The organism is Kitasatospora sp. NBC_01539 (assembly GCF_045040525.1).
Taxonomy (GTDB): domain Bacteria; phylum Actinomycetota; class Actinomycetes; order Streptomycetales; family Streptomycetaceae; genus Kitasatospora.
Map to the genome: position 1 here is coordinate 3,332,735 of NZ_CP109390.1, position 21,583 is coordinate 3,354,317.

Consider the following 21,583-nt stretch of genomic DNA (forward strand, 5'->3'; position numbering starts at 1 on the left):
GACCTGCTCGATCATCCCCAGGCTATCGCGTGGGCCGCCCGCCGCCGGGCCGCACGGGCCCGGGGACGCCGCGAGGGGCACCGGCCGTACGGCCCGTGCCCCTCGGTGTGCGCGGGCGCCCCCGGGGGGCGCGTCCGCGGCGGCGCGATCCGGCGGCCGCTCAGTCCTGCGGGGTGCGCGGGGCCGGGGCCACCATCAGCCGGGTGCGCCGCGGGTTGGCGGTGACGGCGGGCAGCTCCAGGCCGTACTCGCGGGGCTGCTGGGAGGCGGCGACGCCGGGGAGGAGCGCGAGGTCCCCGACCGCGGCCAGGGTCGTCCGACGCGGGTTGGCGGTGGCCTGGTCGGAGAGCGTGGACTTCGTGGCCGTGATCGGCTGCGACATGGGCGGGGCACCTTGGTTTCCGGGAGGGGGACTTTTACGGCGGCGGGAGCCGGGCAGGCTCCCCGCGACCGTGCCAAGGCTAAGGATCTCCTGTCACAGGAGCCGTGACCAAAGCTACACATCAGGCTGTGACTTTGCTCACAATTTGGCATGCATTTCGGTCGTGCGGGGCATTCTGGATCGCCGCAATATTCCGTCATTCCACACATCTCGGACATTTTTCGCACATGTCGGGACGCCGCAGGCTTGGCATGCAACCCTCCAGTGTCCGAAAAAGGCCGTATTACCGACCGGTTGCCACACACTCCGTGAGATGGCGCGCGCGGTCAGTAGCTCAGGACACCGTGTCATAACGCCCCTTGTTGGACTTCCCGCGCTGTGCTGGAATGCCACGGAAAAACTCGACACCGTCCCCCTCCGCGCCAGCGGGGAGGGGCGCCCGGTCCAGAGGTTGCGACGCCAGTGCAGGGACGTTTCAAGAAGGGCAGCGGCGCCGCGGGTGACCCGGAGTCGCGCGAGCCCGCCGCAGGCCCCCACCAGGCAGCGCCGATGACGGGCCAGGGCGACCGGCCGCCCACCGGCAACGCCGAGCCGGCCACCGACACCGTCACGGACGGAAGTGATCAAGCCGACAGGCGGGACGCCCGCGGGCGGCTCCGCAGCACGCTGACCTACCGCCGGGCAACCGGCTTCAACAGGTTCGCGCTGCGCAACTGGCGCATCCGGACGCGCCTGATCGCGCTGCTGCTGCTCCCCGTGATGGTGGCGCTCGTGCTCGGCGGCCTGCGGGTGCAGGTCTCCATGGAGAACTCCCGCCAGCTCGCGCAGATGACCGACCTCGCGGACCTCGCCCGCAAGGCGACCGCGCTGGCCGACGCGCTGGAGACCGAGCGCGACATCAGCGCCGGCCCGCTCACGGTGAGCCAGGGCAACCGCCAGGACCCGGACATCGTCGACTCGCAGAAGACGACGGACCAGCTGAGCAAGGCCTTCGCCGCCAGCGCCGACAAGTTCGACGAGCTCGACCTCGCCGGTGGCAAGGCGCTGCTGCTGCAGGTCCGCAAGGACCTCAACCAGCTCTCCGAGGCCCGTGGTTCCGCCTACAGCAACCGCGACAACATCCAGGCGACCGTCCTCAACTACGACGTCATCATCAAGGGTCTGATCGGGATCACCGAGGAGATCGCGATCGCGTCGAACTCCACCGAGCTGATCAAGATCACCCGGGCGCTGAGCCAGTTCGCCCTCTCGAAGGAGAACAGCTCCATGCAGCGGGCGCTCATCGCCGCTGCCCTGGCGCGCCCCGAGCGGGCCGACCTCACCGGTTCCGACGAGACCTTCGGCATCCGCCTCCAGGTCTCCGAGGAGAGCGCCCTCGCCAACTTCACCGCCATCTACGGCGATGCCGAGGCCCGCAGGCTGCGCTCCAGCCTGAGCTTCAACCAGACGATCGCGGACACCGACCGGTACACCCAGCAGGTGCTGAACACCAACGGCATCCGCCAGACCGACCCGCGCAGCTACCAGGACTGGTACGAGGCCGCCAGCGTCAAGATCAACGCCGAGCAGCGGATCGAGAGCCAGCTCCTGGAGGTGCTGGACGGCAAGGCCCAGGAGCTGCAGTCCACCGCCGACACCGAGGCGCTGCTCAACGCCGCGCTGATCGCCGTCGTGCTCATCGTCGCCATCGCCGGCGCCGCGATCGTGGCCCGCTCGATGGTGCGCTCGCTGACCCGTCTGCAGGCCGCGGCCGAGGACGTCGCCGAGCGGCGGCTGCCCGAGCTCGTCAAGACCCTCTCCGAGAGCGACCCGCACGACGTCGACGTCACCGTCGAACCCGTCGGCGTCGACTCCGCGGACGAGATCGGCCACGTGGCCCACGCGTTCGACATGGTGCACCGCGAGGCCGTCCGCCTCGCCGCCGAGCAGGCCCTCCTGCGAGGCAACATCAACGCGATGTTCACCAACCTCTCGCGCCGCAGCCAGGGCCTCATCCAGCGCCAGCTGTCGCTCATCTCCGAGCTGGAGAGCCGCGAGGCCGACCCGGACCAGCTGGCCAGCCTCTTCAAGCTGGACCACCTCGCGACCCGCATGCGCCGCAACGGCGAGAACCTCCTCGTCCTCGCGGGCGAGGACCCGGGCCGCCGCTGGACCCGCCCCGTCCCGCTGGTCGACGTGCTCCGCGCCGCCGCCTCCGAGGTGGAGCAGTACGAGCGCATCGAACTCGCCGCGGTGCCGTCGACCGAGGTCGCCGGCCGCGTCGTCAACGACCTCGTCCACCTGCTCGCCGAGCTGCTGGAGAACGCGACCTCGTTCTCCAGCCCGCAGACCCGCGTCCGGGTCACCGGCCACGCGCTGCCCGACGGCCGCGTGCTGGTCGAGATCCACGACACCGGCATCGGCCTCAGCCCCGACGACCTCGCGGACATCAACGAGCGTCTCGCCAGCCCGCCCACCGTGGACGTCTCCGTCTCCCGCCGCATGGGCCTCTTCGTGGTCGGCCGCCTGTCCCTGCGACACGGCATCCGCATCCAGCTGCGCCCCAGCGACTCCGGCGGCACCACCGCGCTGGTCATGCTGCCCGTCGACGTCACCAACACGGCCGACCGCCGTGGCGCGGGCCGTCCGGGCGGTGCGGCCGGCAAGGGCCGCGGCGCCGCTCCGACGCCCCGCCAGCAGGGCCGTGCCAGCACCGCCGAGGCACTCGCCGGCCGGGCCGCGGCCGCGCTCGGCCAGTCCTCGGCCGCGCCTTCCGGCGGCCCCGGCGGCCGGCCGCAGCTCGGCCAGGGCCCGATGGGCGGCCAGCAGGGCCAGCAGCAGGGCCAGTCCCCGCAGCAGCAGGCGCCGCAGCAGCCTCAGGGCGGCCGCGCCGCCGGCGGCCTGCCGACCCGTGAGGTCGGCCAGGCGATGCGCGAGAGTGCCGCCCCCGGGCAGCAGCCGCGCCGCGTGCCCGGCGCGTCCGGCGCCCCGGGCGTTCCCGGGGCCCAGGGTGGTCCCGGTGCGCAGGGCGGTCCCGGTGTCCAGGGCGGTCTCCCCCGCCGTGGCCCGGGTCAGGAGCAGGCGCCCGGCGCCCGGCGTCCGATGCCCGAGCGTCAGCGGCCGGCCGACGGTCCGGAGACCCGCGGGCAGCGCCCCGGCATCCCCGCCCAGCAGGACCCGCAGCGCCGCCCGCAGGCGCCGCTCCCCCAGGGTCAGGACGACCAGCAGCCGGTCGACTCGACCGTGCAGTTCTCCCGCCCGCGCTTCGAGGCCAGCGACATCGACCCGCGCGACCCGCTGGGCCTCGGCCTGGTCGCGCCGGTCCTGCCGGACCCGTCGCAGGCGCCCGGCCCCGGCCAGGCGTACGGGCAGCAGGCCCAGCAGCAGGCCCCTCAGCAGGCTCCGCAGCAGCAGAACCAGCCGATGGCCCTGCCGACCGGCCCCGCCGAGGACACCCAGCAGTGGTTCCGTCCCGAGGACGCGGCCCAGGGTGCCCCGCAGCAGTCCCGGCCGCGGCCGCAGCAGGAGCAGGAGCGGCAGTACCGTCCGCAGCGTCCCGGCACCGCCTCGCCGGCCGCCGCCGCCCCGCAGGGCCGCCCCGCCCCGCAGCAGCAGAGGCCGCAGGCCCCGCAGCGTCCGCAGGCTCCTCAGCAGCAGCAGTCGCAGCAGCCGCCGCAGGGCCGCCCCCAGGGTGGCCCGCAGGGTGGTCCCCAGGCCCGCCCGCAGGGTGGTCCGCAGCAGGGTCAGGCCCGGCCCGGCGGCGAGCCGCAGCGGGACCGCGAGGCGGCGGACGCCCCGTGGCGTCCGTCGGCGAACGACGAGCGCTGGCGCCGTGCCGAGCAGGTGCGCGAGCCCTCGACCGGTGGGCTGACCACGTCGGGCCTGCCCCGGCGCACCCCGCAGGCCAACCTGGTCTCCGGCACCGCCGAGGCGGCGCCGCTGACCGGCCCGCAGGTCTCCCGGAGCCCCGAGGAGGTGCGGGGCCGTCTGACGAACCTGCGCCGGGGCATCCAGCAGGGCCGGCAGGCGGGTCAGGGACAGGGACAGAACTTCGGCCAGCAGCCGCAGGGCTTCGACGGCTTCGGCCAGAACCACCAGGAGCGATGAGTTGAGTCAGATGAGCCAGGCCGCACAGAACCTGAACTGGCTGATCACCAATTTCGTGGACAACACCCCCGGGGTGTCGCACACGGTGGTGGTCTCCGCAGACGGTCTCCTGCTGGCCATGTCCGAAGGTTTCCCCCGGGACCGCGCCGACCAGCTCGCCGCCGTCGCCTCCGGCCTCACCTCGCTGACCTCCGGCGCAAGCCGGATCTTCGAGGGCGGCGACGTCAACCAGACCGTCGTCGAGATGGAGCGCGGCTTCCTCTTCCTCATGGCCGTCAGCGACGGCTCCGCCCTCGCCGTCCTCGCCGCACCCGACTCGGACATCGGCCTCGTCGGCTACGAGATGGCCCTCCTCGTCGACCGCGCCGGAGCCGTCCTCACCCCCGCCCTCCGGGCAGAACTCCAGGGCAGCCTGCTGCACTGATCCCGACCCCCATGCGCCCGGCCCGCCTGGTCGGGCGCACCGACCATCGGCCGCCCCCGGGCGGCCGACCGCCTCAGCCGGCACCGTCCGGCTGGAACCCCGCTGCGAACGGCGGCAGCACGAGGAGGACCTATGACCCCGCCCCCGACACCGGCCGGCTCCTACGGCAACGGGTACGGCAGTGGCTACGGCGGCCAGCAGGCCGGCGGCTACGGTGGGCAGCAGCAGTCCGGCGGCTACGAGCAGCAGCCGCTCGTCCGTCCGTACGCGATGACCGGTGGCCGCACGCGGCCCAGGTACCAGCTGGCGATCGAGGCGCTGATCTCGACCACCAGCTCGGCCGAGCGCTCGGGCGGACTGCTGCCGGAGCACGCCCGGATCGTCGGGCTCTGCCGCGAGGTCAAGTCCGTCGCCGAGATCTCGGCGCTCGCCGGGGTCCCGCTCGGGGTCGCCCGCATTCTCGTCGCCGACCTGGCCGAGGCCGGCCTGGTCACCATCCACCAGCCCGCTGCGGCGGGCGAGTCGGGCGGTGCGCCTGACGTCACGCTGCTCGAAAGGGTCCTCAGTGGACTTCGCAAGCTCTAACGCGGCCGCCCCCAGCCGCGCCACCACCTCCGCGAAGATCGTCGTCGCCGGCGGCTTCGGTGTCGGCAAGACCACGCTGGTCGGCGCCGTCTCCGAGATCAACCCGCTGCGCACCGAAGCCGTCATGACCAGCGCCAGCGCCGGCATCGACGACCTCAGCCACGTCTCCGGCAAGACCACCACCACGGTCGCCATGGACTTCGGCCGCATCACCCTCGACGAGGACCTCATCCTCTACCTGTTCGGCACCCCCGGACAGGACCGGTTCTGGTTCATGTGGGACGACCTCGTCCGCGGCGCCATCGGCGCCGTCGTCCTCGTCGACACCCGCCGCCTCGCCGACTGCTTCCCCGCCCTCGACTACTTCGAGAACAGCGGCCTGCCCTTCGTCGTCGCCCTCAACGGCTTCGACGGACATCAGCCCCACACCGCGGACGAGGTGCGGGAAGCCCTGCAGCTCGGCCCCGACACCCCCGTCGTCACCCTCGACGCCCGACGCAGGGACAGCGCCAAGAGCGCCCTCATCACCCTGGTCGAGCACGCCCTCCTGGCCCGTCTGCGCTGACCGGGGACGGGAAGACCGATGACGGCGCGCGCCCGCTCCACGGCCCGGCAGGGCTCGGGGGCGGGCGCGTGTTTATCCGCTCATAACAGTTCGGTAGGCATTTCGAGATCAACAGTGACAGTTGGTGAAGATTTCGATCCACTGTGCACTGTCAACCCGCCGGTTCGACCCGAGTCGTCACCATTTGTCCGATTTTTTCGGCACAGGTCGGTCGGGGGGACCTGTTTGTCCCCCATCCCTGCACGTGCTGAAATTCCAGCTACCCCGTAGTCACCCCATATGGCAGTTTCACCCAGCAGCGGGCTGCGGCCGGCGGGGGTAGCCGCTGGATTGATCCATGGCCGAACCATCGGCCGAGAGGTTGTTGTCGAGTGAGGCGTAAGCAGCCAGACACCCCGCAGCGGCGTACCGAGCCCCGCCAGGACGAGCCGGGCACGAACGGCCAGGCATCCGGCGGTTTCTCCGCGTTCGCCGCGAACGAGGACCGGACGGGCCGAGGCCCCGCCGGGCCGCCGACCCAGATACTCAGCGGCCCGGGCAACCGCCCGGGCCCGTCGTCGGGACCGGCCGGCCAGGGCAAGGCCGCATCGCCGGCACCGGGGAAGAGCGGCCGGTACGACAGCCTCTCCCCCCGGAACTGGCGCGTGCCGACCCGCCTCGTCGCGATCATGATCGTGCCGGTCATCATCGGCCTCGTCTTCGGTGGTCTGCGCGTCAACTCCTCGCTCGACGACTTCCACACGGCCGACCGCGCGGTGAAGACCGCCCGCCTGGCCAACGCCGCGACCGACCTCGCGGACGCGCTGGAGAACGAGCGCGACCTCTCGATCGTGCCGATCCTCACCGGCACCGACTCGCAGAACAAGCTCCCTGACCTGCGCAAGAAGACCGACGACGCCCTCAAGGCGTACAACGCGGCCTACGCGAAGATCGCCGACGACGAGACGCTCCAGCGCCGCAACGCCGCCTTCCAGGAGCTCGTGGTCGCCCTTCCCCACCTGCGGGAGAACGCCTACAAGCCGGAGCTGCTCGCCTCGGCCACCCAGGCCGCGTACTCGGTGATGTTCGCCCCGCTGCTGGCCATCGACAACTCGGTCGGCTTCGGCAGCTCCAACATCACCAGCAAGGGCCGCGCGATCTACGCGATGTCGCTGGCCAAGGCCTCCGCCTCGACCCAGCGCGCGCTGATGCTCAGCCTGCTCGCCGGCATCTCGCAGGGCACGGTCACCAAGTACGAGACCACCGAGCTCATCCAGTCGCTGCTGGTCGCCGCGAAGCTGGAGCAGACCGCGATCAGCGAGTTCAACACCGGCTCCAGCGCCGCCGACGCCAAGGTCTACGCCGACGCGCTCGTCGCCCAGGGCGCCGCCGACCAGCGCAGCCCGCTGCGCATGCCGGACGGCCAGACCGTGCCGACCGTCACCAACCTGCTCAACATCGGCCTGGCCTACTCGGACGCCGCGCTGCGCGTGACCGACAGCAAGGACAAGGACAAGGCCGACCAGCTCTTCAACACCGCGAAGAACGCCGGCCTCACCGTCCAGAACTGGCAGCAGGCCAGCGCCAGCCACATGAGCGGCCTGCGCGCCACCGAGGCCAAGCTGCTCACCGAGGTCGTCGGCGACGCCGCGAACATCAAGTCCCGCGCGCAGAACGACGCCATCCTCAACTCCAGCATCGTGATCGCCGCGCTCGCGCTGGCCGGTCTGCTCACCGGCTTCATCGCCCGCTCGATGATCCTCGGCATGCGCACCCTCAACAGCGCCGCGCTGGAGATCGCCAACCACCGTCTGCCCGACCTGGTCGAGAAGCTCTCCAAGACCGACCCGGACCGCGTGGACACCTCGGTCTCGCCCATCCCGCTGTACGGCACCGACGAGATCGGCGAGGTCGCCCGCGCGTTCGACCAGGTGCACTCCCAGGCGGTGTCCCTCGCCTCCGAGCAGGCCCTGCTCCGAGGCAACCTCAACGCGATCTTCTCCAACCTGTCGCGCCGCAGCCAGAGCCTGATCCAGCGCCAGCTGGCGCTGATCACGGACCTGGAGAACAACGAGGCCGACCCGGACCAGCTGGAGAACCTCTTCAAGCTGGACCACCTCGCGACCCGCATGCGCCGCAACGGCGAGAACCTCCTCGTCCTCGCCGGCGAGGAGCCGGGCCGCCGCTGGAACACGCCCGTCCCGCTGGTCGACGTGCTCCGCGCCGCCGCCTCCGAGGTGGAGCAGTACGAGCGCATCGAGCTGGCCGGCATCCCCGAGGCCGAGATCATCGGCGCGGCCGTGACCGACCTCGTCCACCTCCTGGCCGAGCTGCTGGAGAACGCCACCACGTTCTCCAGCCCGCAGACCCGGGTGCTCGTCAACGCGACGCGCCTGCCCGACGGCCGTGTCCTGGTCGAGATCCACGACAAGGGCATCGGCCTCACCGCCGACGACTTCGCGGAGATCAACGAGAAGCTGGCCGAGCCGCCCACGGTCGACGCCACCATCTCGCGCCGCATGGGCCTCTTCGTGGTCGGCCGGCTGTCCCAGCGGCACGACATCCGCGTGCAGCTGCGCCCGTCCGGCGAGTCCGCCGGCACCACCTCGCTGGTGATGCTCCCGCAGCCCCTGGTGCAGCTGCTCGACGCCCCGGAGCCCGAGGAGGAGTTCACGGTCTCCCGGATCTTCTCCGAGCAGGAGCCCACCCAGGGCTGGCAGCAGGACCTCCAGGGCCAGCGCAGCGCCGCCGAGCTCGGCTTCGACGACCACCTGACCGGCGCTGGCAACAGCGGCTTCAGCCCCGCGCTGGAGGCCATGCAGCGCTCGCAGCGCCTCGACGAGCGCCGCCGGACGGCCGCGCTGGAGGCCGGCCCGGACGACCGGGTCATCGACGCCGAGGCGATCGAGACCGACGCCCCCTACGCCGACGAGTACGCCCCCCAGGGCTACGAGCAGGACGGCGGCTACCAGGACCAGGGCTACTCCCCGGACGGCTACCAGGACGCCTACGACGGCGACTACCAGGGCTACGACCCGAACGCCTACCAGGGCCAGGGCAGCCAGGGCTACGACGCCCAGGACGGCTACGACCAGTACCAGGGCCAGGCGCCGTACGCGCAGGACGGCGGCTACGACCGCATCCCGCAGCAGACCGGCTACCAGGGCGACGGCTACCAGCCGTACGGCTACGAGAACCAGCCCGCGGCGCCCGCCTACGGCGCGGACACGCCGCCGGCGCTGCCCGCGGCCCCGGCCGCGCACACGGCCGACAGCGGCCTGCCCCAGCGGCGTCCCGGCCAGCAGCTGGCCGGCGGCGGCGGCGGTGCCTTCGGTGGCGGCAGCGGCTTCGGCGGCGAGTCGGCCGAGGACAAGCCGAACTGGTTCACCGGTGCGAAGGACAACTCCGACCTGGACGAGTCCCGCGGCCACGAGGTGTCGTCGCTCGGCGGCTACGGCCCGACCGGTCCGACCGGCCCGTCGACCGCCTGGCAGTCGGCGAACGACGGCAGCTGGCAGCGCGCCGAGCAGGTGCGCGAGCCCTCGTCCGGGGGCACCACGCCCTCCGGTCTGCCGCGCCGCGTGCCCAAGCAGAATCTCGTGCCCGGCAACGCCAAGCCTGCTCCGACGGAAGGCCCCCAGGTCTCCCGCAACCCGGAGGAGGTCCGCGGACGCCTGACCAACCTGCGCCGCGGTGTGGAGCAGGGACGTAACGCCGTCGGTGACCCGGGGGCCACCGGCAGCTTCCGCGTGGACCCGAACCGGGGTCGTGGCGGCAACCAGAACAGCAGCACCGATCTCTTCGGCGGCTCGAACCACCAGGAGCGATGAGTTGAGTCAGATGAGCCAGGCCGCACAGAACCTGAACTGGCTGATCACCAATTTCGTGGACAACACCCCCGGGGTGTCGCACACGGTGGTGGTCTCCGCAGACGGTCTCCTGCTGGCCATGTCCGAAGGTTTCCCCCGGGACCGCGCCGACCAGCTCGCCGCCGTCGCCTCCGGCCTCACCTCGCTGACCTCCGGCGCAAGCCGGATCTTCGAGGGCGGCGACGTCAACCAGACCGTCGTCGAGATGGAGCGCGGCTTCCTCTTCCTCATGGCCGTCAGCGACGGCTCCGCCCTCGCCGTCCTCGCCGCACCCGACTCCGACATCGGCCTCGTCGGCTACGAGATGGCCCTCCTCGTCGACCGCGCCGGAGCCGTCCTCACCCCCGCCCTCCGGGCAGAACTCCAGGGCAGCCTGCTGCACTGACGGTTCGTCGGATACCGTCCTGGTATTCGAATGACCTCATTGCCCGTCCCCGAGTCCTCCGGCACCCGCCGGCGGACTCGGGTTCGGGCGTTGTACGGCCTTCGCACCACCGGTCCGGACACCCCCGTGTCCGGACCTGCAAAGCACCGCCGCACCTTGTGAGGAGAGGAACCGTGACACCGCCAGACGACCGCAGCGGTCAGTACGGCGTCCCGTACCCCGGTACCGGCCATGACGCGTTCGGAGCCCCCGGCGTCGGCCACGGACAGCCGTACCAGCAGCAGCCGTACGCCGCCCCCGGAGGCCGGCAGTACCACCCCGGTCCCTACGGGGACCGGCAACAGCCCTACGGCGACGGCCAGGGCGGCCACTACGGCGGCCAGGACGCCGGGTACCAGGACTACCCGGGGCCGGAGGGCTTTCCCGAACACGCCCCGCAGGACCCGGGCCACGTCGAGGAGTTCGAGGACGACTCCGACTCCGGGCCGCTGATCCGGCCCTTCGCGATGACCGGTGGCCGCACCCGGCCGCGGTACGAGCTGGCGATCGAGGCACTGGTGTCCGCCGCCGTCGATCCCGGCCGCATGGCCACGCTGCTGCCCGAGCACCAGCGGATCTGCAGCCTGTGCACCGAGGTCAAGTCCGTCGCCGAGGTGTCGGCGCTGCTCGGACTGCCCCTGGGTGTGGCCCGCATCCTCGTCGCCGACCTCGCCGAGGCCGGCCTCGTCACGATCCACCAGCCCGCTGCCGGCGGCGAATCCGGCAACCAGCCCGACGTCACGCTGCTCGAAAGGGTCCTCAGTGGACTTCGCAAGCTCTAACGCGGCCGCCCCGAGCCGCGCGACCACCTCCGCGAAGATCGTCGTCGCCGGCGGCTTCGGTGTCGGCAAGACCACCCTCGTCGGCGCCGTCTCCGAGATCAACCCGCTGCGCACCGAAGCCGTCATGACCAGCGCCAGCGCCGGCATCGACGACCTCAGCCACGTCTCCGGCAAGACCACCACCACGGTCGCCATGGACTTCGGCCGCATCACCCTCGACGAGGACCTCATCCTCTACCTGTTCGGCACCCCCGGACAGGACCGGTTCTGGTTCATGTGGGACGACCTCGTCCGCGGCGCCATCGGCGCCGTCGTCCTCGTCGACACCCGCCGCCTCGCCGACTGCTTCCCCGCCCTCGACTACTTCGAGAACAGCGGCCTGCCCTTCGTCGTCGCCCTCAACGGCTTCGACGGGCACCAGGCCCACACTCCCGACGAGGTCCGCGAGGCGCTGCAGCTCGGCCCCGACACCCCCATCGTCACCCTCGACGCCCGACGCAGGGACAGCGCCAAGAGCGCCCTCATCACCCTCGTCGAGCACGCCCTCCTGGCCCGCCTGCGCTGACCGCGAGGAGCCGTCCGCGGGAACCGGCCGCGGACATCGGAAGGGGCCGGCCGGACCACCAGGTCCGGCCGGCCCCTCCGCGCGTCCGGCCCCGTCGGACCGTGACGGGCCCGTCAGGCCGCGTCGGGCTCCAGCCCGGCCCGCAGCAGCCCGTAGGTGTAGGCGTCCTCCAGGGCCAGCCAGGAGGCGCCGATGACGTTGTCGGCGACGCCGACGGTGGCCCAGGTGGCCTCGCCGTCGCCGGACTCGATGAGCACCCGGGTCTTGGAGCCGGTGCCGTGCTGGCCCTCCAGGATGCGCACCTTGTAGTCCACCAGCTCCAGCTTGCCGAGCTGCGGGTAGATGCGCTCCAGGGCGGCCCTCAGGGCCTTGTCGAGGGCGTCCACGGGCCCGTTGCCCTCCCCGGTGGCGATCCGCCGCTCACCCTTGGCCCAGAGCTTCACGGTGGCCTCGTTGCCGGCCGTGCCCTCGGTGCGCTGCTCGCTGATGGTCCGCCAGGACTCCAGCGTGAAGAAGCGCTCCCGGCGGCCGCGCACCTCGTCGCGCAGCAGCAGCTCGAAGGAGGCGTCGGCGGCCTCGTACGTGAAGCCGAGGTTCTCCTGCTCCTTGACCTTGGCGACCACCCGGCCGACGAGGTCGCGGTCGGCGGAGAGGTCGTAGCCGAGCTCCTTGCCCTTGAGCTCCACGGAGGCCCGGCCGGCCATGTCGGAGACGAGCATCCGCATGGTGTTGCCGACCCGCTCGGGGTCGATGTGCTGGTACAGGTCGGGGTCGACCTTGATGGCCGAGGCGTGCAGGCCGGCCTTGTGCGCGAACGCGGAGAAGCCCACGTACGGCTGGTGGGTGGAGGGCGTGAGGTTGACGACCTCGGCGACGGCGTGCGAGATGCGGGTCATCTCGGCGAGCCGGCCCTCGGGGAGCACCCGGCGGTCGTACTTGATCTCCAGGGCGCCGACCACCGGGAAGAGGTTGGCGTTGCCGACCCGCTCGCCGTAGCCGTTGGCGGTGCACTGCACGTGGGTGGCGCCGGAGTCGACGGCGGCGAGGGTGTTGGCGACCGCGCAGCCGGTGTCGTCCTGGGCGTGGATGCCGAGCCGGGCGCCGGTGGCGGCGAGCACCTCGGCGACGGTCTCCCGGACGCCGAGCGGCAGCATGCCGCCGTTGGTGTCGCAGAGCACGACGACGTCGGCGCCGGCCTCGTGGGCGGTCCGGACGACGGCGAGCGCGTACTGCGGGTTGGCCTTGTAGCCGTCGAAGAAGTGCTCGCAGTCGATGAAGACCCGGCGGCCCTGCTCGCGGAGGTACGCGACGCTGTCGCGGATCATCTCCAGGTTCTCGTCGAGCGTGGTGCGCAGGGCGAGTTCGACGTGCCGGTCGTGCGACTTGGCGACCAGGGTGACGACCGGGGCGCCGGAGTTGACGAGGGCGGCGAGCTGCGGGTCGTCGGCTGCGCGGCCGCCGGCCCGGCGGGTCGCGCCGAAGGCGACCAGCTGGGCGTGCTGCAGGTCGAGTTCGACGGCGGCGCGGGCGAAGAACTCGGTGTCGCGGGGGTTGGCGCCAGGCCAGCCGCCCTCGATGAAGCCGACGCCGAACTCGTCCAGGTGCCGGGCGATGGTCAGCTTGTCCGCGACGGTGAGGTTGATGCCCTCACGCTGGGCGCCGTCGCGCAGCGTGGTGTCGAAGACGTGGAAGCTGTCGTTGGGGGTGCTGGCCTCGGTCATGGCCCTGGGTTCTCCGTTCGGGGAGTTACTGCTGTTGCCGGGTCTGGGGACCGGCTCCACTGTCCAGCATCCCGCGCGCTCCCGGTGTCCCTCCGCCCCTTGTGGGGGCTCCGGCCGGTCCGGGGGGCAAAACAAAAGACCCCTCGCGGGTGCGAGAGGTCTGCGCGCGGGTCTGGACGCTCGTGGGCGCTCCGCATCGGGTACTGCGGAGCGGTCACTGCGGACCGGCGCGCCTGCTGCTAATGATCAGCGAGAGCGAGGACACGTTCGCAGTCTGGCACACCATCCGGAATGCGGCGCCGGCGTCTCGCGATGCGGAACGGCTCAGGTGAGGCGGTCGGTGGCGAGCGTGAAGCCGAACGGCCCGGGCAGCGGTAGCGGATCCCCCGCCGGCACACCGGTGACGGTGGTGTACTCGCCGTTCCGGGGGTCGCTGTGCAGGACGATCCGGTCGAACTCGCGGTCGGCGAGGAGGTGGAGCGGGATGCCGGCCGCGGCGTAGCCGACGCGCTTGGCCTCGCGGTCCTTGCCGGGGCGCCGGGACGTGACCTCCAGCACCATCAGCACGCCGTCCGGCTCCGACCAGGAGCCGCGGCCGCGCAGCGCGTCGGCCTCGGTGAACGTGCCGTCCGGGACGTAGCGCCCGCCGGGGACGATCAGCCCCTTGCCGGGTGCGAAGTCCAGGTCCGGCGGGCCGTACCGGTGGACCTGACGGACGATCCGGCCGATCGCGGTCTCGTGGCCGCCGTCGGGCGGTGGCGTCACGACGATCTCCCCCTCGATGAGCTCCGCCGTGAACCCCTCGGGGGTGTCCAGCGTGAGGAAGGCCTCCAGCAGATCGTCGTCGCCGCTCGGCCAGGTGTCGTGAAGGTCGTGCGTCACCGCGCTCACGGCCGCTCCTTCCGATGTCGTCCGGCTCAACGAGCGGAGCACTCCGAGGTTACCCGGGCCGGGCGTCCCGCCGAGGCGGGACGCCCGGGCCCGCGGGTCAGACGATCTTGTGCAGCCAGCCGTGGGTGTCGGGGGCCTGGCCGCCCTGGATGGCCAGCAGGGCCTTGCGCAGCTCCATGGTGACCGGCCCGGGCTCGCCCGCGCCGACGGTCCAGTCCGCACGGGTGGACTTCACCGAGCCGACCGGGGTGATGACCGCGGCGGTGCCGCAGGCGAAGACCTCGGTGAGGGTGCCGTCGGCGTTGGCCTGCTTCCACTCGTCGGTGGAGATCTTCCGCTGCTCGACCTGGTAGCCGAGGTCGGCGGCGAGCTGCAGCAGCGAGTCGCGGGTGATGCCGGGCAGGAGGGCGCCGGACAGCTCGGGGGTGACGATGGTCGCGTCCCGGCCCTCGCCGAAGACGAAGTACAGGTTCATGCCGCCCATCTCCTCGATCCACCGGTGCTCGGCGGCGTCGAGCCAGACGACCTGGTCGCAGCCCTTCTCGGCGGCCTGGGCCTGGGCGATGAGCGAGGCGGCGTAGTTGCCCGCGCACTTGGCGGCGCCGGTGCCGCCGGGCGCGGCCCGGACGTACTCCTCGGAGAGCCAGACGGAGACGGGCTTGATGCCACCGGGGAAGTAGGCGCCGGCCGGCGAGGCGATGATCATGAAGAGGTAGGAGTTGGCCGGGCGCACGCCCAGGCCGACCTCGGTGGCGAACATGAAGGGCCGCAGGTAGAGGCTCTGCTCGGGCTGGTCCGGCACCCAGGCCTGCTCCTGCTGGACGAGCAGCTCGACCGCCTCGACGAAGGTCTCGACCGGCAGCTCGGGCATCGCGAGCCGGCGGGCGGAGGTCTGGAAGCGGGCCGCGTTGGCCTCCGGCCGGAAGGTGGCGATGGAACCGTCCGCCTGGCGGTACGCCTTGAGGCCCTCGAAGATCGACTGGCCGTAGTGCAGCGTCATGTTCGCCGGGTCGATCTCCAGCGGGGCGTACGGCGTCAGCTGGGCGTCGTGCCAGCCCAGGCCCTCGGTCCACCGGATGGTGACCATGTGATCGGTGAAGATCCGGCCGAACCCGGGGTTGGCCAGCCGGGCCTCGCGCTCCGCGTCGGACAGCGGGTGCGCGGAGGGCTTGAGGTCGAACGCGATGGGCGCCTGGGTGGGCGTACTCATGACTGCCTGTCCTTCACCGTGGGGTTGGTCGGGGCCGACCCGCCGGAGTGAAGAACGCACGACGGCACGGCCCACTGTCGATACTCGCATCCAGAGGGCCGTGCCGAACAGCCGGTGGGCTGCCGTGCTGGGTCCGGCCCGAGGCCGGAACCGATCGTTCCCGGCCCGTCAGCCGGATACTCGGGCGGCGAGCGCGTCGCCGACCTCGGAGGTGGAGCGGGTGCCGGAGCGCTCGGCGAGGTCCGCGGTGACCGCGGCCTCGACGGCGGCGGCCTCGGCGGCGTAGCCGAGGTGCTCCAGCAGCATGGCGACGGACAGCACGGTGGCGGTCGGGTCGGCCTTGCCCTGGCCGGCGATGTCCGGGGCGGAGCCGTGCACCGGCTCGAACATCGACGGGAACGCGCCGGTGGGGTTGATGTTGCCGGACGCGGCCAGGCCGATGCCGCCGGTGACGGCCGCGGCGAGGTCGGTCAGGATGTCGCCGAACAGGTTGTCGGTGACGATCACGTCGAAGCGCTCGGGCTGGGTGACGAAGAAGATCGTCGCGGCGTCGACGTGCAGGTAGTCGGTGGTGACCTCGGGGAACTCCCGGCCGACCCGCTCGAAGATCCGGGTCCACAGGTGGCCGGCGTGCACCAGCACGTTGTTCTTGTGGACGAGCGTGAGCTTCTTGCGGGGGCGGGCCTGGGCCCGGGCGAACGCGTCGCGCACGGCGCGCTCGATGCCGAAGGCCGTGTTGAGGCTGACCTCGGTGGCCACCTCGTGCTCGGTACCGGTGCGCAGCGTGCCGCCGTTGCCGACGTACGGGCCCTCGGTGCCCTCGCGGACGACGACGAAGTCGATCTTCGGGTCACCGGCCAGCGGCGACTTCACGCCGGGGAAGAGCTTGCCCGGGCGGAGGTTGATGTGGTGGTCGAAGGCGAAGCGGAGCTTCAGCAGGAGACCGCGCTCCAGCACGCCGGACGGCACGCTCGGGTCGCCGATGGCGCCCAGGAGGATCGCGTCGTGGCCCTTGAGCTCCTCCAGCACGGAGTCCGGCAGGGTTTCGCCGGTGCGGTGGTAGAGCCGGGCACCGAGGTCGTACTCGGTGGTCTCCAGCTTCACGTCGGCGGGGAGGGCGGCGCCGAGCACCTTGAGGCCCTCGGCCACGACTTCCTGGCCGATGCCGTCACCGGGGATCACTGCGAGACGAAGGCTGCGAGACATGCCCCGGACCCTACTCCGCGTCCCAGTGGATGACACCTTATGTCCACTATTCGGACGTCCCGGAAGGGTCGCCGTCCGGGGGGCCGGGCCGCACCGGAAATCGCTCGGTTAAAATCCAGCAGATCTACACGGGGAATTCACGGGGGAAAGCACCATGGGGGGTCGGATCCGCAGACGCCGCCTGCTCTGGCTGGCCGGCGGGGCACTCGCCCTGCCCGCCGCAGGCTGCGGCGTCGCCCAGGCCGTGCGCGAGGACCGGGGGCCCGCGGCGCAGCCGGCCGCGCCGGTCCGGGCGACCGCGATCGCCGCGCACGACATCACCGAGTCGTTCGTGCACGTCATCGCACATCCGGACGACAATCTCTACTTCATGAATCCCGACCTCGACCACGCGCTCGCCTCCGGCGCCGCCTGCGTCACGGTCTGCCTCACCGACGGCGAGTCGGACGGCCGCAACGTGCTCCACAACGAGCTCGGCCGCGTCACCCGCGCCGACCGCCCGGCCTACACCCGGGCCCGGATCAACGGCCTCACCGCCGCACTGTCCCTGCTCGCCACCGGCGACGAGACCGGCGCGTGGGACATATCCCTGGTCAGCTACATCGACGGCCACCAGGTCGAGCAGCACACGCTGCGCGCCGCCCCGTACGTCCAGCTCATCCTGCTCGCCCTGGTCGAGGCCCGCTCCGTCAGCCTCCACCGCAAGGACAGCCTGCGCGGCCTCTGGGTCGGCGAGACCCCGCGCCTGGCCACCCTGCCGCCCGTCCGCAGCGGCCTGCCGCCCGGTGCCGGGTACAGCCGCGAACAGCTCGTCGCCACCCTCCACGCCGTGCTCGACCACTTCCGCCCGACCGTCGTGCGCACGCTCGACCCGAACCCCGAGCACTCCACCAAACCCGGCCGCACCCCGCAGGCCCCCCCGGTCTACCTCGACCACCAGGACCACACCTACTCCGCGTACTTCGCCCAGGCCGCCCTCGCCCGGCACTGGGCCGGCGGGCGGGCCCGCGCCGCCTCCGTCGAGCACTACCTCGGGTACGTCAACGCCGTCCTCCCCCACAACCTCGACCAGGCCGCCGTCGGCCGCAAGGTCGTCGCGCTCAACAGCTACGGCTGGGCCGACAACCGCCACTGCGGCGACCCGGCCGGCTGCGGCGACCGCAAGGTCGGCGCCGGAGCGCTGCGCAACGGCTGGGCCCAGTCCACCCGGTACCGCGCCCCCGGCAGCGGCGCCTGGCTGCAGCCGCTCACCGGCGGCGGGCTCGCCGCCTTCGCCCTCCTCAACGGCACCGCCGTGCACTGGACCCGCACCGGCAGCCGCTGGACGGGCCCGCACCCCGTCGACGGCACCGGCCTGGAGGGGCAGCTGCACGCGCTCCGCCAGGCCGACGGCCGGCTGCGGCTGCTCGGGGTCCGCACCGTGCTCGGCCACGCCCCGGCCGACCACCGCCGCGAGATCGTCACCGCGGTGCAGACCGGGCCGGCCGCGTACGGGCCGTGGCAGAGCCTCGGAACGCCCGAGGGCGAGGATCCGGTGCGGTCGATGGAGGCCGGCTACCCGATCGGGCTGGCCCTGTCCGACGGCACCGTGCAGGTCGCCGTCCGCAGCTGGAACGGCTCGGTCGCCGTCCGCACCCTGGACGGCCCCTGGACCGTGCTGTCCCTGCCGCCGGAGGCCGGCCCCGGCGTCCAGGACGGCCTCGGCGCCGTGGTCGACGCCGACGGCAACAGCCACCTCTTCGCCCCGGGCCGCACCGTCGCGCACTGGGCCTCCGACACCCCGGGCGGCCCGCTGCGCCCGGCCCGCCCGACGGGGCTGCCCGTACCGGCCGGGCCCGTCACCGCCCGGCTCGCCGCGGACGGCGCGCTGCGGGTGCACTACCGCGAGCCCCGCAGCGCCCGCGTCCTCACCGCCGAACGGCGCCCGGGCACCGCGGTCTGGCGGGTGGTCGCCGAGTCCGCGCCGCCCGGCGGCTTCGGACGGGTCGCCGTCGCCGACGGCGCGATCGCCGTCCGCGACGACGGCGGGCGCACCGCGCTGCGCGCGGACGGCCGGGACTGGCAGCACGACGGGCCGCTGCTCGCGCACACCCCCGCCCTCGCCTCCGACGCCGACGGGCGGATCACCGCCGCGGCGCTCGGCTGCGACGGCCACCTCTACACCGCGCGTCAACCCGTGCCGGGCGCCCCGTTCGGCACGTGGGGCCAGGCGGGCTGACGCCATGCCTATGCTCGGTGACCGCCCGGCCCGACGCCGCGCGACCGCATCATCCGTGGGGCCCGCACGGGCCGGACAGGAGCACCCCGCAGTGAGCCAGCGATCCATCGCGCGCCGCCTCCGGAGCAGCGGGGCGGCCGCAGCAGGTCTGGCGGCGGTGCTGTCGATGTCGGCGTTCTGCCTGGCGACGGCGCTGCGCGGCACGTACCCCTTCGGCGGCCGCTCGCGGGCGGTGAACGACCTCGGCAACCAGTTCGTGCCGTTCCACGCGCACCTGTGGGACCTGATGCACGGCGAGTCCACCGGCGACCTGTTCTTCAACTGGAACAGCGGGTACGGCGCGCCCTTCCTCGGCGACTTCCTCACCTACCTGATGAACCCGTTCTCCTGGCTGGTCGGCCTCTTCCCGCGGGACGCCGTCGACCTGCCGGTCTTCCTCGTCACCCTGCTGGGCATCGGTGCGGGCTCCGCCGCCATGACGGTGCTGCTCGGCCGCATCGCCCCGGGCGCGGCCTGGCAGCGGGCCCTGCTCGCGGTCGGCTACGGCCTGTGCGCCTGGGTGCTGAACGACGGTTCCCCCGACCCGATGTGGATGTGGGGCCTGCTCTCGCTGCCCGCCGTCGGCCTGGCCTGCGACTGGTGCCTGCGCGGCCGCCACTGGGTGCTCGGCACGCTGCTGGTCGCCGCCGCGTGGGCGGGCAACTTCTACACCGCCGCGATGGCCACCCTCGCCTCCGCCCTCGTGCTGCTGCTGCGCCTGGCGCTGGACGGCCGGCCGGTGCGTGCCCGGCTGCGGCCGGCCGGGCGGGCCGCCTCGATGTTCGCCGTCGGCATCCTGCTGGCCGCACCCGCCATGACCGTGTCGCTCAAGGCCAGCAAGGCGTCCCAGCCGGCCCCGCCCGCCGTGTACGAGGGCGCGCCCGGCCTCACCGACTACCTCGCGCAGCTGCTGCCCGGCGGCCGCGCCGACCACCAGCTGCCGAACGTCTTCGTCGGCGTGCTGGGCCTGCTGCTGGCCGCCTCGCTGCCGTTCAACCGGAAGGTCCGCCCGGCCGAGCGCGCCGGATGGTGCGCCCTGCTCGTCCTGGTCGGCGCGAGCTTCGTGTGGGAGCCGACCATCCTGCTCTGGCACGGGCTGGCCATCCCCAACGGCAGCCCCTACCGGGCCTCGTTCGTGCTCAGCGGCCTGCTGGTGATGGCCGCCTGGGTCTCGCTCGCCCGCCGCCCGGACACCCGGGCGCTGCTCGGCGGCGCCGGCCTGGTCGCCGTGCTGGCGCTGGCCGGGCACGGACAGAGCTCGGTGCGCTGGTCGACCTGGATCGCCACGGCGGCCGGCGGCGCGCTCGTCCTCGGTGCGCTGCTCGCGCTCGCCCACCGGCCGACGCGCCCGCTCGTGCGCCGGTCCGCCGGCGTGCTGCTCGTGGCAGGGGTGTTCGCCGGTGCGGTGCACACCACCTGGGCGGTCACGAGGATCCGCGACGGGCTGCCGTTCTACGTGCCCCGCACGACGCTCTCCGCGCAGGCGCTCGACGCCCGCGACGCCCTGCGGCGGGCGGAGCAGTGGCCTCGGGGCCGCACCGACCCCGGTCCGCACGAGTTCGCCAACAACGACCCGCTGCTGCTCGGCGGCGAGGGCGGCTCGTACTACAGCAGCTACCTGCCGGCGGTCACCGCCGGGATGCTGCAGGGGCTCGGCGCCGGCTGGTACATCCAGGGCCGGCACACCCTCAGCCCGGCCGACCCGGTCGGGCAGGCGCTGTTCGGCGTCACCACCCACCTCGACGGCACCGCCGCCCCGGGCGGCTTCGTCGTCCGGCACGCCCCCGCCGCGCCGCTGGTCACCGTGCACCCCGCCGTCGCCCCGGACACCCGCTCGGTGTGGAGCCGCCAGGAGTCGCTGCTCGGCGCGCACGTGTACGAGACCCCCGAACCGCGCTGGACCGACGGGCCCCGGCCGGTCCGGTCCGCCGGCGGCTGGACCGTCCCGGCGACCCGCAAGGGCGGCACCTGGACAACCCTCGCCGCGTCCTGCACCCCCGGCCGCACCGCCTTCCTCTACGCCCCGTGGCTCGGCGGCGCCGTGATGGGCCCGCGGGGCACGTCCAACAGCTGGGGACGGCAGCCGATGACCGCGATGCCGATCCGCGAGCTCGGCGAGGTGCCCGCCGACGGCACCCTCACCGTCCGGCTGCGAGCCTCCCACCGGACGGAGATCCCCGGCCTGCCGGTCGGCTGCCTCGACCGCTCGGCGCTGCACGCCGCCCTGGGCGGGCTCACCGGTGCGACGAAGGTCACCACCGGCGGCCACACCCTGCACGCCCGGCTGCCGGCCGGGTCGACCGGCACCGCGCTCGTCTCCGTGCCGGCCGTCGACGGCTGGCACTGCTCGGTGGACGGAGGGCCCGCCCGCGCCCCGCGCTCCGAGCTGGGGATGATCGGCGTACCGCTCGGCGCCGGGGCGTCCACGGTCTCCTGCGACTACCGTCCGCCGGGCCTGACGGCGGGACTCGCCGCGAGCGGAGCGGCCGCCGCGGTGCTCCTCGGCGTGGCGGTGGTCACCCCGCTGCGGCGCCGGAACGCGCCTGCGGTGAGTGGCGGACCGGTACCATCTGTGTGAATTCAGACAGGCAGGGCCAGGGGGCTAAGCGTTCGGCCGCCGACTGCGGGAAGGCCGGA

Annotated in this window: 15 protein-coding genes; 10 read left to right on the forward strand and 5 right to left on the reverse strand. The window is 73.0% G+C overall.

Features of this window, described 5'->3' with window-relative positions; translation table 11 throughout:
• Positions 1–160 precede the first annotated feature (160 nt).
• Complete coding sequence (locus OG335_RS14190; protein ID WP_405011460.1) at positions 161–382, reverse strand: hypothetical protein; 222 nt, start codon at positions 380–382, stop codon at positions 161–163.
• A 462-nt stretch (positions 383–844) separates the two neighbouring features.
• On the opposite strand from OG335_RS14190, the gene OG335_RS14195 reads away from it, so the two are divergent.
• From OG335_RS14195 to OG335_RS14230, 8 genes are all read left to right on the forward strand, one after another.
• On the forward strand, positions 845–4,468 hold the full coding sequence (locus tag OG335_RS14195) for a nitrate- and nitrite sensing domain-containing protein (protein WP_405011461.1): 3,624 nt from the start codon (positions 845–847) through the stop codon (positions 4,466–4,468).
• 10 nt (positions 4,469–4,478) lie between these two features.
• Positions 4,479–4,892, forward strand: coding sequence for a roadblock/LC7 domain-containing protein (locus tag OG335_RS14200; RefSeq protein ID WP_405015397.1), 414 nt, complete (start codon positions 4,479–4,481; stop codon positions 4,890–4,892).
• A gap of 132 nt (positions 4,893–5,024) precedes the next feature.
• The gene (locus OG335_RS14205; protein ID WP_405011462.1) at positions 5,025–5,477 is read left to right on the forward strand and encodes a DUF742 domain-containing protein; all 453 of its coding nucleotides are present in this window, start codon (positions 5,025–5,027) and stop codon (positions 5,475–5,477) included.
• Positions 5,458–6,042, forward strand: coding sequence for a GTP-binding protein (locus OG335_RS14210; RefSeq protein WP_405011463.1), 585 nt, complete (start codon positions 5,458–5,460; stop codon positions 6,040–6,042). Before OG335_RS14205 ends, OG335_RS14210 begins: the two co-directional genes overlap by 20 nt.
• Before the next feature lie 644 nt (positions 6,043–6,686).
• Positions 6,687–9,851, forward strand: a complete 3,165-nt coding sequence (locus OG335_RS14215) for a nitrate- and nitrite sensing domain-containing protein (RefSeq protein ID WP_405011464.1) — start codon at positions 6,687–6,689, stop codon at positions 9,849–9,851.
• A 10-nt stretch (positions 9,852–9,861) separates the two neighbouring features.
• Positions 9,862–10,275, forward strand: coding sequence for a roadblock/LC7 domain-containing protein (locus OG335_RS14220; RefSeq protein WP_405015397.1), 414 nt, complete (start codon positions 9,862–9,864; stop codon positions 10,273–10,275).
• Between the two features lie 173 nt (positions 10,276–10,448).
• Complete coding sequence (locus OG335_RS14225; protein ID WP_405011465.1) at positions 10,449–11,096, forward strand: DUF742 domain-containing protein; 648 nt, start codon at positions 10,449–10,451, stop codon at positions 11,094–11,096.
• Positions 11,077–11,661 (forward strand): GTP-binding protein, encoded by a 585-nt coding sequence (locus OG335_RS14230; RefSeq protein WP_405011466.1) that lies wholly within the window; start codon positions 11,077–11,079, stop codon positions 11,659–11,661. Before OG335_RS14225 ends, OG335_RS14230 begins: the two co-directional genes overlap by 20 nt.
• A gap of 113 nt (positions 11,662–11,774) precedes the next feature.
• Here the strand turns inward: OG335_RS14230 and cimA are convergent, their stop codons facing one another.
• The 4 genes from cimA to OG335_RS14250 all read right to left on the reverse strand — a co-directional run bounded on the left by cimA (position 11,775) and on the right by OG335_RS14250 (position 16,689).
• Positions 11,775–13,382: a citramalate synthase gene (cimA, locus tag OG335_RS14235; RefSeq protein ID WP_405011467.1), complete on the reverse strand. Its 1,608-nt coding sequence runs from the start codon at positions 13,380–13,382 to the stop codon at positions 11,775–11,777.
• 324 nt (positions 13,383–13,706) lie between these two features.
• Positions 13,707–14,273, reverse strand: a complete 567-nt coding sequence (locus tag OG335_RS14240; RefSeq protein WP_405011468.1) for a Uma2 family endonuclease — start codon at positions 14,271–14,273, stop codon at positions 13,707–13,709.
• 97 nt (positions 14,274–14,370) lie between these two features.
• The gene (locus OG335_RS14245) at positions 14,371–15,483 is read right to left on the reverse strand and encodes a branched-chain amino acid aminotransferase (RefSeq protein WP_405011469.1); all 1,113 of its coding nucleotides are present in this window, start codon (positions 15,481–15,483) and stop codon (positions 14,371–14,373) included.
• A gap of 168 nt (positions 15,484–15,651) precedes the next feature.
• Positions 15,652–16,689 (reverse strand): 3-isopropylmalate dehydrogenase, encoded by a 1,038-nt coding sequence (locus OG335_RS14250; protein WP_405011470.1) that lies wholly within the window; start codon positions 16,687–16,689, stop codon positions 15,652–15,654.
• A 154-nt stretch (positions 16,690–16,843) separates the two neighbouring features.
• On the opposite strand from OG335_RS14250, the gene OG335_RS14255 reads away from it, so the two are divergent.
• Both OG335_RS14255 and OG335_RS14260 read left to right on the forward strand, forming a co-directional pair.
• A complete protein-coding gene (locus tag OG335_RS14255; protein ID WP_405011471.1) occupies positions 16,844–18,907 on the forward strand; it encodes a PIG-L family deacetylase in 2,064 nt (687 codons plus the stop codon).
• 91 nt (positions 18,908–18,998) lie between these two features.
• Positions 18,999–21,524, forward strand: a complete 2,526-nt coding sequence (locus OG335_RS14260) for a YfhO family protein (protein WP_405011472.1) — start codon at positions 18,999–19,001, stop codon at positions 21,522–21,524.
• Positions 21,525–21,583 lie beyond the last annotated feature (59 nt).

Coding starts and splice junctions, on each gene's coding strand:
- OG335_RS14220 (WP_405015397.1), top strand. CDS start 9,862: ATGAGCCAGGCCGCACAGAACCTGAACTGGCTGATCACCAATTTCGTG.
- cimA (WP_405011467.1), bottom strand. CDS start 13,382: ATGACCGAGGCCAGCACCCCCAACGACAGCTTCCACGTCTTCGACACC.
- OG335_RS14190 (WP_405011460.1), bottom strand. CDS start 382: ATGTCGCAGCCGATCACGGCCACGAAGTCCACGCTCTCCGACCAGGCC.
- OG335_RS14255 (WP_405011471.1), top strand. CDS start 16,844: ATGGGGGGTCGGATCCGCAGACGCCGCCTGCTCTGGCTGGCCGGCGGG.
- OG335_RS14250 (WP_405011470.1), bottom strand. CDS start 16,689: ATGTCTCGCAGCCTTCGTCTCGCAGTGATCCCCGGTGACGGCATCGGC.
- OG335_RS14205 (WP_405011462.1), top strand. CDS start 5,025: ATGACCCCGCCCCCGACACCGGCCGGCTCCTACGGCAACGGGTACGGC.
- OG335_RS14200 (WP_405015397.1), top strand. CDS start 4,479: ATGAGCCAGGCCGCACAGAACCTGAACTGGCTGATCACCAATTTCGTG.
- OG335_RS14245 (WP_405011469.1), bottom strand. CDS start 15,483: ATGAGTACGCCCACCCAGGCGCCCATCGCGTTCGACCTCAAGCCCTCC.